9 protein-coding genes and 4 pseudogenes are annotated in these 14,488 nt (G+C 69.0%); 7 read left to right on the forward strand and 6 right to left on the reverse strand.

Going from position 1 to position 14,488, the window contains the following annotated elements:
• Nucleotides 1-422 precede the first annotated feature (422 nt).
• Together ACFXI4_RS41005 and ACFXI4_RS41010 are read left to right on the forward strand one after the other, a co-directional pair.
• Nucleotides 423-836: a hypothetical protein gene (locus ACFXI4_RS41005; protein ID WP_385001717.1), complete on the forward strand. Its 414-nt coding sequence runs from the start codon at nucleotides 423-425 to the stop codon at nucleotides 834-836.
• Nucleotides 837-842: 6 nt separating this feature from the next.
• Nucleotides 843-1,787: a hypothetical protein gene (locus ACFXI4_RS41010; RefSeq protein ID WP_385001720.1), complete on the forward strand. Its 945-nt coding sequence runs from the start codon at nucleotides 843-845 to the stop codon at nucleotides 1,785-1,787.
• A 14-nt stretch (nucleotides 1,788-1,801) separates the two neighbouring features.
• Here the strand turns inward: ACFXI4_RS41010 and ACFXI4_RS41015 are convergent, their stop codons facing one another.
• From ACFXI4_RS41015 to ACFXI4_RS41025, 3 genes and pseudogenes are all read right to left on the reverse strand, one after another.
• Entirely contained in the window at nucleotides 1,802-5,173 is a 3,372-nt protein-coding gene (locus ACFXI4_RS41015; RefSeq protein WP_385001723.1) for a CHAT domain-containing protein, read from the reverse strand.
• Between the two features lie 5 nt (nucleotides 5,174-5,178).
• Nucleotides 5,179-5,739: a hypothetical protein gene (locus ACFXI4_RS41020; RefSeq protein ID WP_385001726.1), complete on the reverse strand. Its 561-nt coding sequence runs from the start codon at nucleotides 5,737-5,739 to the stop codon at nucleotides 5,179-5,181.
• A gap of 282 nt (nucleotides 5,740-6,021) precedes the next feature.
• Nucleotides 6,022-6,554 (reverse strand): annotated as a pseudogene (locus ACFXI4_RS41025) (IS701 family transposase); the annotation flags it as partial.
• Between ACFXI4_RS41025 and ACFXI4_RS41030 the strand changes: the two are divergent.
• The 4 genes and pseudogenes from ACFXI4_RS41030 to ACFXI4_RS41045 form a co-directional block, all read left to right on the forward strand.
• Nucleotides 6,520-7,098, forward strand: a pseudogene (locus tag ACFXI4_RS41030) (IS3 family transposase); the annotation flags it as partial. The pseudogenes ACFXI4_RS41025 and ACFXI4_RS41030 overlap by 35 nt on opposite strands.
• Before the next feature lie 649 nt (nucleotides 7,099-7,747).
• Nucleotides 7,748-8,116, forward strand: a pseudogene (locus tag ACFXI4_RS41035) (transposase); the annotation flags it as partial.
• 872 nt (nucleotides 8,117-8,988) lie between these two features.
• A complete protein-coding gene (locus ACFXI4_RS41040) occupies nucleotides 8,989-9,732 on the forward strand; it encodes an IPT/TIG domain-containing protein (RefSeq protein WP_385001729.1) in 744 nt (247 codons plus the stop codon).
• 353 nt (nucleotides 9,733-10,085) lie between these two features.
• Nucleotides 10,086-11,099 carry an IPT/TIG domain-containing protein gene (locus ACFXI4_RS41045; protein ID WP_385001732.1) on the forward strand — a complete coding sequence of 338 codons (1,014 nt, stop codon included), beginning with the start codon at nucleotides 10,086-10,088 and terminating at the stop codon, nucleotides 11,097-11,099.
• A gap of 34 nt (nucleotides 11,100-11,133) precedes the next feature.
• On the opposite strand, the gene ACFXI4_RS41050 is transcribed toward ACFXI4_RS41045, so the two are convergent.
• The 3 genes and pseudogenes from ACFXI4_RS41050 to ACFXI4_RS41060 all read right to left on the reverse strand — a co-directional run bounded on the left by ACFXI4_RS41050 (nucleotide 11,134) and on the right by ACFXI4_RS41060 (nucleotide 13,451).
• Nucleotides 11,134-11,601, reverse strand: a complete 468-nt coding sequence (locus ACFXI4_RS41050; protein WP_385001735.1) for a transposase — start codon at nucleotides 11,599-11,601, stop codon at nucleotides 11,134-11,136.
• Nucleotides 11,601-12,320: an IS110 family transposase gene (locus ACFXI4_RS41055; protein WP_385001738.1), complete on the reverse strand. Its 720-nt coding sequence runs from the start codon at nucleotides 12,318-12,320 to the stop codon at nucleotides 11,601-11,603. The genes ACFXI4_RS41050 and ACFXI4_RS41055 overlap by 1 nt, the downstream gene beginning before the upstream one ends.
• Before the next feature lie 44 nt (nucleotides 12,321-12,364).
• Nucleotides 12,365-13,451 (reverse strand): annotated as a pseudogene (locus ACFXI4_RS41060) (integrase).
• 104 nt (nucleotides 13,452-13,555) lie between these two features.
• Here ACFXI4_RS41060 and ACFXI4_RS41065 point away from each other — a divergent pair.
• Nucleotides 13,556-13,807: a hypothetical protein gene (locus ACFXI4_RS41065; protein ID WP_385001741.1), complete on the forward strand. Its 252-nt coding sequence runs from the start codon at nucleotides 13,556-13,558 to the stop codon at nucleotides 13,805-13,807.
• Nucleotides 13,808-14,488: the final 681 nt, after the last annotated feature.

Raw genomic sequence — 14,488 nt, forward strand, 5'->3', positions numbered from 1 at the left:
CCGGGCGGCGCATAGGCTCTCGCGCCACCGGCAGAGCAAAGGCCCCCCGAAAACCCTCCCCGGTCGCTGCTCTATACCGCGTCCGAGAACAGTTGATGTGTGTCCGGACTGAGTTGCTGCGTACTAGCTCAAAGGGCCTTCAATCAGAGAAGTAGCAGGTCAGAGGTTCCAGAAAGTTGTCCGGCTCTAGTCGAGATGCCGCAGGCCAGGGGCTCTCAAGCAGCTGTCACAGGCCTCGCATACTGCTGGTCGTGACACCCCAGCTGCACGGTCTGCGCGCCCGGTGGGTCGTCTGAGGTGACCGCAGGTGTGCAGCGCCGTTCCCGCGGGCCCGGGGAACCGGCGATCGCCCCACGCGGCTCGACGGCAACTGTCACACTTGCATCGGGCACGTAGACGGTTCCGACCGGGGGAGGCGGAGCATGGAGCACCATCGCTCGTGGGCGGCACTCGCCAGGGAAATACTCGGGATGCTGCCGACGCTCGTCGGCGCAGACGCTTCCCGGATCGCGGCGGACATCCACCGCGCGATCGCCGCCTCGTCCCGCCCCGGCGGAGCCGAGGAACTGCGCCGGGCCCTGTACGCCGACGTCCGGGTCCGCACCTGGATTCAGTCGCGTCCCGACCCGTATCAGGAACGGAGCACGGCTCCGGGCAGCAGCGGGTACAAGGGGCTGGCGGGTGCGGGGTTCGCTGCCTCCGCCGTGCCGGCTCCTCGGTACGTGTGCAAGACCCTCGGGTGCACGAGCACCGACACCTGGATACGCGGGTTCATGGGCGACCCGGTGCCGCGCTGTTCCGTGTGCACCCGCGTGCTGAGCCGTGAGACACAGTGAGGCGAGGTGCCGACCTTCTGGAGCGCGGCCGCCGGCAAGCTCGTCGAGCGCTGGCTGGCCACGGGGCTGGCCGCGGCGGTGTACTGGCTGCTCATAATGCTGGCCTGGGTCGGTGGACAGCCCCACCCCAGGCAGGCCCTGGCGGACCGGCTCGACGCCGTGGGCACGATGCACCCCGGCGAACAGATCACGCTCCTGCTGGTGGCACTGATCGCACTCGCCGGATCCGGTGCGCTCATGCGGCAGCTGACGCTTCCCGCCCTGCGCCTCATGGAGGGGTACTGGCCCCGGTTCCTGTCCGGGGTGAGCGGGTGGCTGCGACAGCGGCACAACAGACGCCGTGCCGCCGATGCCGCCGCGTGGAGGCCGCTCCAGACGCGTCTTGAGGGAGGTCCGTCGAACGCCGGCCGGCCTCCGCTCAGCGCGCAGGAACGCGCCGACCACGCCAGGCTGGAGGCCCGGCTGCGGTGGAGCCCGCGCGAGCCGGCGCTGGCCATGCCGACGCGCGTAAGGAACATTCTGCGCTCCGCAGAGGCCGAGCCGCAGCACAAGTACGGCCTGGACGCGGTGCTGCTGTGGCCGCATCTGTGGACCCTGCTCCCCGAGACCCTCCAACGTGATCTTGCGGTCGCCCGGAACCGGCTGGACGCCACGGTCGCGGCCGGCCTGTGGGCGGTGCTCGTGCTGCCCGCGGTGTACTGGACACCGTGGGCTCTGTCCGCCCTGCTCTTCGTCGTCGGCGCCTGGGGATGGTGGCTCCCGCGTGCCTGCCAGGACTACGCGGTCCTGCTCCAGGTCCCGTTCGACCTGCACCGTCAGCAGCTGTACCGCGCACTGCGTCATCCGCTCCCCGCGACCGCGGCGGACGAACCGCTCGCGGGCCTACGGCTGACGTCCCACGTGTACCGCGGCTCCGACGACCCCACGCTGGTGTTCGACCCAGGCAGCTGATCCGGACCCGGCCCCTACGGCCCGAAGTGCACGAAGGGCGCCCACGCGTACGGCTGGGGATGGACTCGGCGTGTCTCCCGGACCGCGAGGTGCAGACCGAGCGCCGGGTCGAAGGCACTGCCGTGCAGGGCCGCCAGCCGGTGGAACTCCGTCGCCACGGCCACAGAGACGCCGTCGCGTACGGTCCACCGGGTGCCGACGACGTGCGGGAAACCCACCGCCTGCAGCAGCCCGGCCAGATGCGTGTGCTCGTCCGCCAGCGCGAGGTGGCCCACCGCGGTCTGGCAGGCCGACAGGAAGGCGAGTTGCGCCTTGTCCAGGGACAGATCTCCCAGGTCGGACAGTCCGAGGCGGCCTCCGGAACCGTAGTCGTGGGGCACCAGAGTCGCGCTGTCGGCGATTTCGATGTTCTGGGTGCCGTGTCCGGCGAAGTGGAACCATGCGTGCCGCGGGATCTCCTGGAGGATCCGCTCTTTCGTGGCCTCGGCCCCGAACAGGACAGTGCAGCCGGGGCGATGCCCCTTGATCCCGGCGACCTCGCGCGGTACCTGGGGCAGGACGGCGGTGCCAGGGGTTTCCGGTGCCACCACCAGGAGGTCCCCGGCACCGCCTCGTACGGCATCGGCCCGGCGGGCGGCCGTGGCCAGAGCGCGCAGGCTGGGAGCGTACGAGGAGACCACCCGGTCGATGGCGCCCGCGCCCGTCGACCCGTCGTACATCGAGCGGTGCTCGCCCGCCGCGTGCAGCGGCAGGAAGGACATCAGCCCGGTCGGGCACCACCAGATCCTCGGCCAGCGCGCGCCCGCGACCGGCGGCCCGGTCAGACCGAGGGCGTCGAGTACCGGACGTACGGTGGTGTTCCACAGCCAGCGCAGAACGCTCGGAACCGCGACATGCTGAGCCTTGTACAGGTCCTCGGGAGGGCACGCCGGATCCTGGGCGCGCTGGACGCCCCAGAGGAAGGTGCCGGTCTGGCGGACGAGAGTGGCGTGGTCGAGTCCCGGCAGCGGAACGACCGTGACTGCCCCGTCGCGCACGAGCAGCGCGTCGCACCGGAGTCTGCCGGTGTTCACGACGACCACGGTACGGCCGTCCGCGGCCGCGGGCCACGAGTCGGGCGACGGGCCTCGGCGCGGGGCGGGAAGCAGGAGGCCGCGGCCCGTCTCCAGCAGTTCGAGCGCGCGTACGGGATCGCCGGCGCCCAGGGCACTGGCGGTGGCGTCCGCGGCAAGACCGAAGAAGGCACCGATGTGGCGTTCTTGCGCATCCCGGCCGCTCCGCGGCGCCGCGGCGGCTGCCAACAGCTCGATCCCTCGTGCGTATGCCCGCTCGGCGGCGGCCCAGTCACCGGTAGTGGCGTGCAGGCGCCCCAACTGCGCGGCGGCGGAGACCCGGCTGCTGGGCGTGTGGCCGTCGGCGGCCTCGACGACCGAGCGCAGCAGGGCGACGGCTTCCGCGTGCGGGCCGGGCCTGCCGTCGGCGGCGGCCCGCAGGGCGAGGCAACGTGCCAACGCGCAGGCGACGGTCGCAGAGGTATGCCGACCGGGGGACTCCCTGCTGTGCGCCGCCCGTAGCAGGTCCTCCGCCTCAGTGAGGCGGTCGTCTGCGTCCGGCTCGTTCTTGCCAGGCAGCTCGTGCTCCTCCAACAGGGTCAACGCCAGGTTGAACGTGGCGAGTTCGCTGGTCCGACTGTTCGCCGGGGCCGCGGCGAGGATCTCCCGGAAGATGCGGCGCGCCCTGCGCAGTGCCTGTGGGCGGTCGCCACCATCGTGGCCGCGGACGACCAGGGCGAGGTTGTTGAGCCCGAGTTGCTGGTCCGGTCCAGGCGGCAGGGCTTCGACTGCCGCGTCCAGCACGGCCATGGTCTCGGCGTACGCCCGGTTCCGACGTTCGGTTCCGATGACGAGGGCGGCCTGAAGCATCAGCCCGTTGCCGAGATGGAGCAGGGTGATACCGCGCATTCTGCTGCCCGGCGGTGACACTTCCTCCGCCTGCCGGAGTTGTTCGACGGCCTCGGTCAGGTCGGTGGGGTCGCCGGTCAGCTCATAGCGTGCGATCAGGATGCGTCCCAGGCTGTTCAGCAGATCGGGGACGACCGTGCCGGTCGCGGCCGCGCCGTCGATGGCCTGGCGGGCGTGTTCGAGGGCCTGTTGCAGGACGGACTCGTCGCCGGTGGCGAGGTGGCGCTCGTAGAGCGTGTCCGCGAGGTCGCTCTGGTGGGCGGTACGACCGGAGTGGCCCGCCGGCAACGTGCCGACGGCCGCGGCGAGGGCGTCCTGTGCGGCGTCGAGGCCGGCCGTGGTCCCGGTGTGCCGGGCACGCAGCATGAGCAGTCTGCCGTAGGTCGCGAGGACCGCCTCGCGACCGTCCTGCTCGGGGATCCCGGTGACCGCGATGCGCGCGCTGTCGATCGCTTCGTCGAGCACGTCGAGGTCGTGCCCGTACACGTAGTGGTCGGCTAGGACGTTCGCCGCGGTCGAGTGGACATAGGGCGCCGCGGCACTCTGCGGCAGCAGCGCACGGATCGCCTCCCGGCATGTGGCCGCCGCCTCCGCCAGGCGGTTGTCCACACCCGCCGAGGTACGGGTACGGAGGATGTCCGCGCGCTGGGTCAGTAGCCGGGTGCGCTGCGGATCCCCGGCCACGACCCTGCGCAGCGCCTCCGCGTTCGCCTCCTCCGCTGCCTCCAGGTCCCGGAGGTCACCCGTCGCGTCGTAACGGTCGAGGTGGGCGGTGCAGAGGTTGTGGGCATGCGTGTGGCCGAACAGGTCCTCGGCAGGACCGGCGGCCACGGCCTCCGTGAGCACCGCGACCGCCTTGTCCAGGCGCCACGGCTCCCCCGGATCGAAGGCGTACCTGCGCCGAAGTGCGGTGCCGAGCAGCCCGAGAGCGTCGTGTCGTCGCGTCCCGTTCCGGGGCCACTCGTCGAGCGCCCGGGTGAGCAGTTCGGCCGCCTGGTCGAGCGGGGCGGGGCTGACGGACGCCGCACCGCTCTCCAGCAGTTGCTCGGCGTCGGCCACTGCCCGCGACACCCGGTGAATGGCGTCGTGGGCGGGGGCGTCCAGCATGGCGAGTACGTGCGCCACGTGCGTGGGCACCTCCCGTGGCAGCACCCGAACGACCTTGCCGAACAGTCTGAGGGCCAACTGTGCGTCCTCGCCCGCCAGTTCCTCGACGGCGAGGGCCCGGTACTCGTAGAGCCAGGCGACCGCGACGACGCCCTCGGGGGTGGGTTGCTCGGAAACGGCCCGTGCGGCCTCCGCTGTCGCCTCCTCGGTGAGGACGGCTGCCGTCTCCCCCGCACAAAAGCGCGCCAGCCGCTCGTGTACCCGGGCGAGCGCCGTGACCGGATCGAGCACCCCGTCGTGCCGGGACGGATCACACATGGCGTTCAGTCCTTCATCTCCCAGATCCCGAAGGGCAGTTCGTCCCCAAACCGCCACAACCTGCTGTCCGGTCCGGTCAGCATCCGCTCCAGGTCGGGTATCCAGTCGCGCAGCGCCTGACGAGTCGACGGGCGCCACGCCCACAGGAAGTCGATCATGTCGTCGGTGACCAACTCCAGCTTCTGGTCGTCACCGCCACCCCCGCGGAAGCGGTTCATGAACCGTTCCTGCGCCGCCGCGTCACCCGTCTGCTGGAACCACACGACGGCGTTCATCGTCAGCATCTGGCTCACGTACTCGACCAGTGCGAGCAGGTTCTGCGGCGTCGGCTCCTTCCCCACCGCGAACAGCACCCCGTGATAGAAGTCGGGGAACAGCGGTGGGATGTCGCGGTGCGCGGTCCCGCGCGGCGTGACGGCGGGCTCGAAGTCCTCTTCGTCGATGTCCGGGTAGTAGTGTCCCGCGGTCTGCCCATGGTGCCCTGGCGGGGACGACATCATCTTGCGTACGACAGCCACCACGAGCCATACCAGTCCGATGACAACGAGCAGCACAAAGAAATCCATCGCCTGTCCCCCTGACGCGACGAATACGGTTCACTCACTATGAGGCACTACGTCCCCCTGCCGTACACCACTTCGACGTAATTGCCCCTGCTTCCGGGAATCCCACGAGGACAGTCGCCCTCAACCGAGCAGTGTGCGGCCACCCCCGGGTCAGCTCCCTGATCACCTCCTTGGGCGTCGCCTTGGCGGCGTCGTCTCTTCCTCAGAGGGCGCTTCGTTCCGCCGTTTAGTCCCTGGATGCCATGATTTTTGGGGTTCTAGTACTCCATCTGTAGATCTTGATCACGGCTCGTCGATGGCCTGACGCTGGTAGTGGCCAGTGCGGGCACGGGCTTGCTGCCGTCGTCGCCAGTGTGACCAACTGAGTCGATGCGTCAGACCTTGGGCATGTCGGGAGACGCGTGCAGCGAACAGGCGTTGGATCTCGCCACAGGTCAACGGGGCGAGCCCCGAAGTTGAGGGGCGCGGAGGTCCGTTCGATTGCGGCCGTGACGACGAGGAAGGCGTGTGCGAGCATCGCCAGGGTGGTCCAGCGGTGCCAGGAGGTCCAGCGCCGAACCTGGTGTTCGTCCAGCCCGGCCAGTCCTTTGGCTGCCTGGAAGGTCTCCTCCACCGTCCAGCGGCGACCGGCCACCCTGACGAGGGTAGTCAGCGGAACCCGGAGCGGCCGAGTAGCAGCGGCTGAAGGCAAGTTCGCCCGTGCGCCGGTTGCGCCGCACCAACAGTGACCTGTTGCCGGCGCCCTCCTTCGGGGCGTCGATCTCGACCTGGGCCCAGTAGCGCACCACGGTCCCTGACCGACTCGCGCCGCCCGCCCCGGACCTGGTCCGACGCGACTTCACCGCCGCCGGCTTGGACGAGAAGTGGTGCGGCGACATCACATACGTGCAGGTCGGTGGCTCCTGGCTCTACCTGGCCTGCGTCCTGGACATCTGCTCGCGCCGGGTGCTCGACTGGTCGATGGCCACCCACATGCGGACCGAGCTGGTCATCGACGCGCTCGCGATGGCGGTGGCGACCCGCGGCGGCCACGTCGACGGAGTGATCTTCCACGCGGACAGGGGATCGCCGTACATCTCGGCAGCGTTCACCCAGGTCAGCAACCGTTTCGGCATCCGCAGGAGTATGGGCCGTGCCGGGTCGAGCTAGGACAACGCCCTGGCCGAGAGCTTCTGGCGGGGACTCAGGAGAGAAGCGTTCCAGGGGGTGTTCACGACGGTGCGGCAGGCCAGGCTGGAGATCTTCCAGTGGCTCACGTACTACAACGCCCGCAGACGCCACAGCAGCCTCGGCTACCTCTCACCCGTCGAGTTCGAACAACAGCACCGGGCAGAGCACAGACTCACCCTCGCAACATGAACCCCGTGTCCACACTCCGGGGTACACCTCAAACCAGAGCGCCGCCTCGATACCGGGCAGCGCGGTGAGTTCCGGCACGCCCACCGACTTCCACCCCAACTCGGTCATGGGACTGGGAGATAGTCCGCTGATGAATCGCCATGGGCCGCCCGGATCGGCATACGGGCCCCCTTATCCCGCGGTGGGGATGCACAGGGCCCTGGACTCGGCAATCGGCCTACCCAGGAGGTCAACCAGCGCATCCTGGATGCTCGCGTGCTGACGCCGGAGTCGGTGAGGAGAAGCTTCATCATTTCCTTCCCAAGGAACGCCGCACGCTCAACAACAGGCCGCTCGTCAACGCGTCACAGACGCCACCATGTCATGACTGCATCAGGAACAGGCGCTCTCGGACTCACGGAGCGCGAGCCTCGATGTCCTGATTGGGGCCAGCGGCCAGACGACTCACATCCCCCTCTAACCGGCCACAAGCCACGCTGCTTCACCCTGCGGGTGCAAGGAGGGGATCTGACGTCATTTCTCGTGAACATCCACGGCTCCGCCGACCGCCCATCGCCACCCAAACTGATGGACAAACGCTGCTGCTTGAAGGGAACAAAGCCACACTGAGGAGATCAACGACTCACCACCCAGATCACTCCCGGCCTGCGCACCGAAGCTGCTGGACCGCTACGGCATCGGCCCGGATACCGCGGCTGCGTTGCCGATAGCGGCCGGCGACAATCCGGAGCGCATGGCCAGCGAAGCCTCATTTGCCGCCCTCTGCGGTGTGAGCCCGGTCGAGACATCATCAGGCAAAACCCAGCGCCGCAGGCTCAACCGAGGCGGTGACCGGCAGGCCAACTGCGCGCCCTACACCATCGTCCTGGCCCGCCTCCGCTGGGACGCCCGCACTCGCGCCTACCTGGAACGGCGCGTCACCGAGGGCAAGACGCGACGCCAAGCCATCCGATGCCTGAAACGCTACGTCGCCCGCGAGATCTACCAGACCGTCATCACCCCAGGAAGCACGTGCTGACGCCAGCATCAACTGGTTGACATCCATAGGGGGCATCAAGCTCGCTGTCCGCTACAAGTCGACCGTCCAACTCCCCCTCATACGGCAGGCGCTGTGACCACATCTCAAACACGTCCTAGATGCAATTCACTGCCCCTTACCGCAGATATTGGGGGTGTTGTCCGCGGGAGGATTTCAGACCGGTCCAGCTGTCGACGCTCCGTCAGCCGCCCGCCAGAGCCTACGGATCCATAGCGCACGATCCGACACGGATGTTCCTCAACCCCTGGAACGGGGGGGCGAGCTCCTCGTACGTGCAAATCCAGTCGCTCTGCATCTGCACCAAGTCGTCGGGGAAGCTGTTTCGCGACATGACTCCATTAGAGCGTGTTCGATTTCTGTTGCACATCGGCACGCCCCGCAGTGGGAGGCCCCCATACTTCGAGGCGAGCGGACCGCAGGCACCGCTGGGGCAGACCGGGCCAATTCCCGTTCTGCAGATATTACTAACAGCTATTCACATGTGCGCCGATAATGCTCCGCATGTACCCACCGAGCGCTCGACTGAATGGCTGGCATCTTGTCAGAGAGCTTGTGGACATGCCACCCGAATGGGTTAATCGGAGTGTCCGCTTCGATGGCTGTACGACTCTTCGAGCGGATGCGAGCGAGTCGTTGATCCGGCGCCGGATCAACGGTGTTCGTCGATGGCCCTGCGTATCAGGCAGACGGCCGATACCGCCAAGCCAGCAGCTGCGCAGGGTCATCGAACTACGACCTGGCCAGTGGACAAGCGAGCCGAGTCGCAATCACTCGAGACGCACGCGAACCCGAAACCGAACGTCCCATCACTGCTCGCAATGTACCGCATTGCGGGTGAGGAGGAACCTCTCATGCCAATCAGTCCGAACCAAGGATCAAGTGGCGGCGGCACACTCGTCACCATCACCGGCACCGGCCTCAGCGGCACCACCGCCGTGCGCTTCGGTACCCGGTCCGCCACCGCCGTCACCAACGTCTCGCCCACCCAGGTCACCGCAGTCTCCCCGTCCGGCAACGGGTCGGTCGGCGTCACCGTGACCACCCCCGGAGGGACGAGCAACCCCCTTCCCTTCTACTACGTCGGAGCGCCCTTCAAGCAGTCCCTCAGTCCGGCCTCAGGGTCCACGGCAGGCGGCGGGATCGTGACCATCAACGGCACCGGCCTGTCCACTGCCAGCAGCGTCGCCTTCGGCGCCAACACGGCGGTCCCGACGATCGTGTCCGATGGCCAGATCACGGTCGCCGCACCGGCCGGCGCCGCAGGCTCGGTGGGAGTCAGCGTCACCACGGCGGGCGGCACCAACAACGGGCTCTCGTACACCTACGTCGCCGCCCCGACGGTCACGACGGTCACCCCCGCGTCGGGGCCGACGACGGGCGGCACGACCGTGACCGTGGCCGGCACCGGTCTCACCAGCACGAGCGAGGTCACCTTCGACGGGAACCCGGCACCCTTCACCGTGCTCTCCGACACCGCGGTGTCGGCCGTCACGCCCCCCGGGGCGGCCGGTGCCGTCGACGTCGTCGTGACCAACGACGCGGGCAGCGCGACTGCCACGGACGGGTACACCTACGTCACAGGTCCCGGCATCTGACCGCCCCTCAGGGGCGGGCCGGCCACAGCCGGCGACCGTCGTCCCACCCCGGGGCGGACGCGCTGACCACACAGGGTGCCGCGCCCGCCCCCAAGCCCCCGGTCCGGAAGTCATCCCGGGCCGGGGGTTCGACCCGCCTGACCAGTCCCGACCAGACCGCGAGCGTCCTCCCGGTCTGGTCGGAGCCTGCGTGATGGGTGGTGACAGGCGGTGGCGGGCCCCGGCATCTGATTGACGCTCTTACCCGGCGCATGCCGGGTAAGCAGGCGGCCCGGGCACCCCGGAAGGCGCCCGGGCCGTCACCGTGCCCCACCCCTTATGGCCGTATCCGTCCACCGCTGCGAAGAGGCACCATGACGACACCTGCCCTGACGGGCCTGTCTCCCAATCAAGGACCGACCGCGGGCGGCACCACGGTGACACTCACCGGAACCAACCTCGGCGACGTGACAACAGTCCGCTTCGGCACCACAGCAACTGCGTTCACGATCGTGTCCCCCACACAGATCACCGCCACCGCCCCTCCCGGATCGGCGGGAACCGTCCAGGTCACCGTCATCAGCCCCGGCGGCACCAGCGGTGGGCTGGGCTACTCCTACGTCGCGTTGCCGACCGTGACAGCCGTGTCTCCCGGCCAAGGACCCATGATGGGCGGCACCCTGGTAACACTCACGGGGACCAACTTCAGCCCAGCGACAACAGTGCGCTTCGGCACTGTAACGGCGGCGTTCTCGGTCCTGTCCGCCACGCAGATCAGCTCCGTCGCCCCCTCGGCCCCTGCCGGAACACCGGGACCTGCCCAGGTCACCGTCACCAGCCCCGGCGGCACCAGCGCAGGGCTGGCCTACTACTACGTCGCGCTGCCGACCGTGACAGCCGTGTCTCCCGGCCAAGGACCCACCGAGGGCGGCACCACGGTGACACTCACCGGAACCAACCTGCTCAACGCCACGACCGTCCGTTTCGGTGCCACAGCGGCTGCGTTCTCGGTCGTGTCGGCCACACAGATCACCGCCACCGCCCCTCCCGGATCCACGGGGTTCGCCCAGATCACGGTCATCACCCCAGGCGGCACCGGGGGAGGTGTGGCCTTCCAATACGTCGCGCTGCCCACCCTGACGAGCCTGTCGCCCAATCAAGGACCATCCACGGAGGGCACGACCGTGACACTCACCGGAACCAACCTCGGCGACGTGACAACAGTCCGCTTCGGCACCACAGCAACTGCGTTCACGATCGTGTCCCCCACACAGATCACCGCCACCGCCCCTCCCGGATCGGCGGGAACCGTCCAGGTCACCGTCATCAGCCCCGGCGGCACCAGCGCGGGACTGACCTACACCCGGACCGCGCCCCCCGGCATCTGAGCGGCCGAGGCATCCTTGCTTCTTAATGGTGTTGTCAAGCGCCCATCGTCACCGGTGGTGTCACTTCGTAGCACCGTCGGTCACGGATGAGAGTCCAGATGACATTGACGCGTCGGCGCGCGAGGGCGAGCACGGCCTGGACGTGCTTCTTGCCTTCGGCGCGTTCGCAATCGTAGAACTGCCGCGAGTTCGGGTCGTAGCGGACGCTGATCAGCGCGGACGTGTAGAAGACCCGCTGGAGTCTGCGGTGGTAGGCGAGCGGACGGTGGAGGTTGCCGCAGATCTTGCCCGAATCGGGTGGTGCTGGGGCGACGCCGGCGAAGGCGGCCAGGGCGTCCGGGGAGTCGGACTCATCCAGGCTGCCGCCGACGGCAGCAGGGAACTCGGCACCAAGGGTCGTGCCGATGCCGGAGACGCTCAGGACGATGTCGGCAAGCTCGTGCTCACGAGACCGGCCCCCGATGAGCTTGTCCATCCCGGCGATCTGCTCGTTGAGGGCCATCACCTCCTCGGCCGGAGTGTGGACCAGCTTGGCGATGGTCTTCTCCCCCGGGACAGCGGTCGCTCAGCGGCCTCGACGGCCGCTTCGCCCAGGGACCTGGCGCTGCGGATCTTGCGGTTGGCCAGCCACTTCGTCAGCCACCTGACACCGGTCCGGCGGACCGCGGCCGGAGTCTGGTAGCCCGTCAGCGTCCTGAGCGGGCCGGTGTCGGCCATGTCCAGGGCCCGCTCCAGGGCCGGGAACATGCTCAGCAGGGTGCCGCACAGGCGGTTGACCGCGCGGGTGCGGTCCTCGACGAGGTCGGCCCGGCGGCCGGTCAGGAGCTTGAACTCGATGGCCGCTTCGTCGCCGGGACGGACGGCCGCAGGTCGCGGCACATCCGGGCCTGACGGCGATGACGTAGGCGCACGGGCGTCCGTCTTGCCCTCGCCGCGGTAACCGTCGGACGCCCGATTGACCAGTCGGCCGGGCATGTAGAGGACCTGCCGGCCGTGGCCGACGAGCAGGGCCAGCAGCAGCGCGGGTTCCCCACCGGTCATGTCGATCGCCCAGGTGCCCTCACCGTCGTCGGCCAGGTCCAGGACATCGCCGATCGGCTGCAGCGGCTCCGGCTCGTCGTCTGCGACCCGTCGCGACAGCAGCGTCTTGCCGTCCGCATCCAGGGCGACGCCGTGATGGTGGCCCTTGCCGCTGTCGACCCCCACCCATGACCGGCTCATCGTGCTCCTGACGTTGCTCCTGCCGAAAACCTCATCCGCCCAGCTCAGGCGGTATGTTGGTACTCGTGGCGCGGATGCCGCCGAGTCGTTCCCGTCTTCGGACGTCGAGGTGGGTTATCTGCTACGGATCGTTGATCGGCACCGGCACCGGGTGCAGCGGTCGGACGTTGGCGATCCCTGATGGGGCCGGCGGGTGTTGTGGAAGTCTTCGAACTCCCGTAATGCGTGGAGCGGGTGCCGCTGGTTCCATATCAAGGTGAGGTCCAGCAGTTCGCGTCGGCAGGGCTGCACCCACCTTTCCATGACCGAGTTCATCCGCGGCGTCCGTAGGCCGTTGAGCACGACTTCGATCCCCGCGTCGTTCAGGACGGTGTCGAACAGGGCGGGGAACTTCCCGTCGCGGTCACAAATCATGAACCGGGCTCGGCAGCCGGCGTCTTCGAGGTCCATGACGCGGCTTGTGTCACCCATGTGGCGGTCGGGTGTGCGGGGCGCCGAAGATCCGGATCCGGCGGCTGGCGTGTTCGATTACCGCGAACACATGCAGCCGCGCCCTGGACAGGGTGACCGTCTCCAGGAGGTCGCATGCCAGCAAGGCGTCGGCTTGGAGTGAAGGAAGCCCGTCCAGGTGCTGGAGGCCCGTTCGGGCGCCGCGTCGATTCCGGTCTCCTTGAGGATTTCCCAGACGGTGAAGGCGGTCACCTTGAGCCCGAGAACGAGGAGTTCACCGTGGATGCGGCGGTATCCCCATCTGGGGTTCTCCGCGCGAGGCGCAGGACCAGGGCGCGGATGGAACGCACGGTCCGCGGCCGTCGCGGGCGCTTCGCCCGGGATGTGGCGGCGTGTCGGCGTGCCACCAGGTCTCGGTGCCAGCGGAGCACCGTGTCCGGCCGGACCACCAACCGCACCCTGCGCAGCGCCTCCACCGGAAATCGGTGGAGCAACGCCGCCAGGAACGCACGGTCGCTCGGGGAGAACCGCGCTCTATCGTTGCCGAGTTGGCGTTCCTGCACCGTGATCTGATGGCGCAGGGTGAGGATTTCCGCGTCCTTGTCCCGCTCCGCTCACCGGCAGCAGGCGGAGCATTGCGAACGCGTTCGTCGCGGTCAGGTAGGTCAGTCGCAGCAGCATGATCGACCATCGTGCCGGAGCGATCACCAGCCGCGCGAGACCACGCATTCGACGCCCGCGCTCGAGATCCCGACTACCCCAGGCACTGCCTCCCATCAGAGCGGATGAGGTTTCGGCAGGGGCAGGGCCGCGTCCTCCAGCCGACCCGCTACGGCGTCCCCTCCCCGGCCCTGCTGGCCCGCGCCGACCGGGGTTTCGCCCGGTTCCTCGCCCAGCGAGGCGAGGAACCGGGACGACGGGGCCTGGTGACCGCCTGCAGTCCCGGCGCTCAGGCGCTGTGGCCGTCGCTGTACGCCAAGGCCCGCGCCGGGCCCTGGTCGGCCCTCGCGCTGACCGGCAGGACCGTGTGGAGGTGATCCGGGCGCCGCGGTATCGCTGCGCCGTCACGGCACACAATAGGCAATGGGAGTAACGGAGTACTCCTGGGTGGTCGAGGCGTTGTGGAAATTGACGGTCCAACTGTCGTCGGGATTCGAGCTCGTAGTCCGAAAACTACCAACGGGGATGACCTCGTCGCCCGCCAACCAACCACCGGAAATTGCCTTCTGACCAACCGGACAGAAAGCGACCACAGCCGTCGTCGCCCCCGGTCCGAGCGTCGTCGTCTCTCCGAATACGGGAGTGACGTCGGCGGTGCCGGAGGGCCCTTGAGGTCCGGCGGTCCCGGTCTCGCCCTGAGGACCGGCAGGCCCGGCGGTCCCGGTCTCGCCCTGAGGACCGGTAGGTCCGGCGGGTCCGGTGGTCCCGGTCTCGCCCTGAGGACCGGTAGTCCCGGTCGCACCCTGGGGACCAGCAGGTCCGGCGGGACCGGCAGTCCCCGTCTCACCCTGAGGACCGGCAGGCCCGGCGGGACCGGCAGTCCCCGTCTCACCCTGAGGACCGGCAGGCCCGGCGGTCCCGGTCTCGCCCTGAGGACCGGCAGGCCCGGCGGTCCCGGTCGCACCCTGAGGACCGGTAGTCCCGGTCGCACCCTGGGGACCGGCAGGCCCGGCGGGACCGGCAGTCCCCGTCTCACCCTGAGGACCGGCAGGCCCGGC

It is taken from the genome of Streptomyces sp. NPDC059224, from assembly GCF_042754285.1.
In the GTDB taxonomy this organism is placed as follows: domain Bacteria; phylum Actinomycetota; class Actinomycetes; order Streptomycetales; family Streptomycetaceae; genus Streptomyces.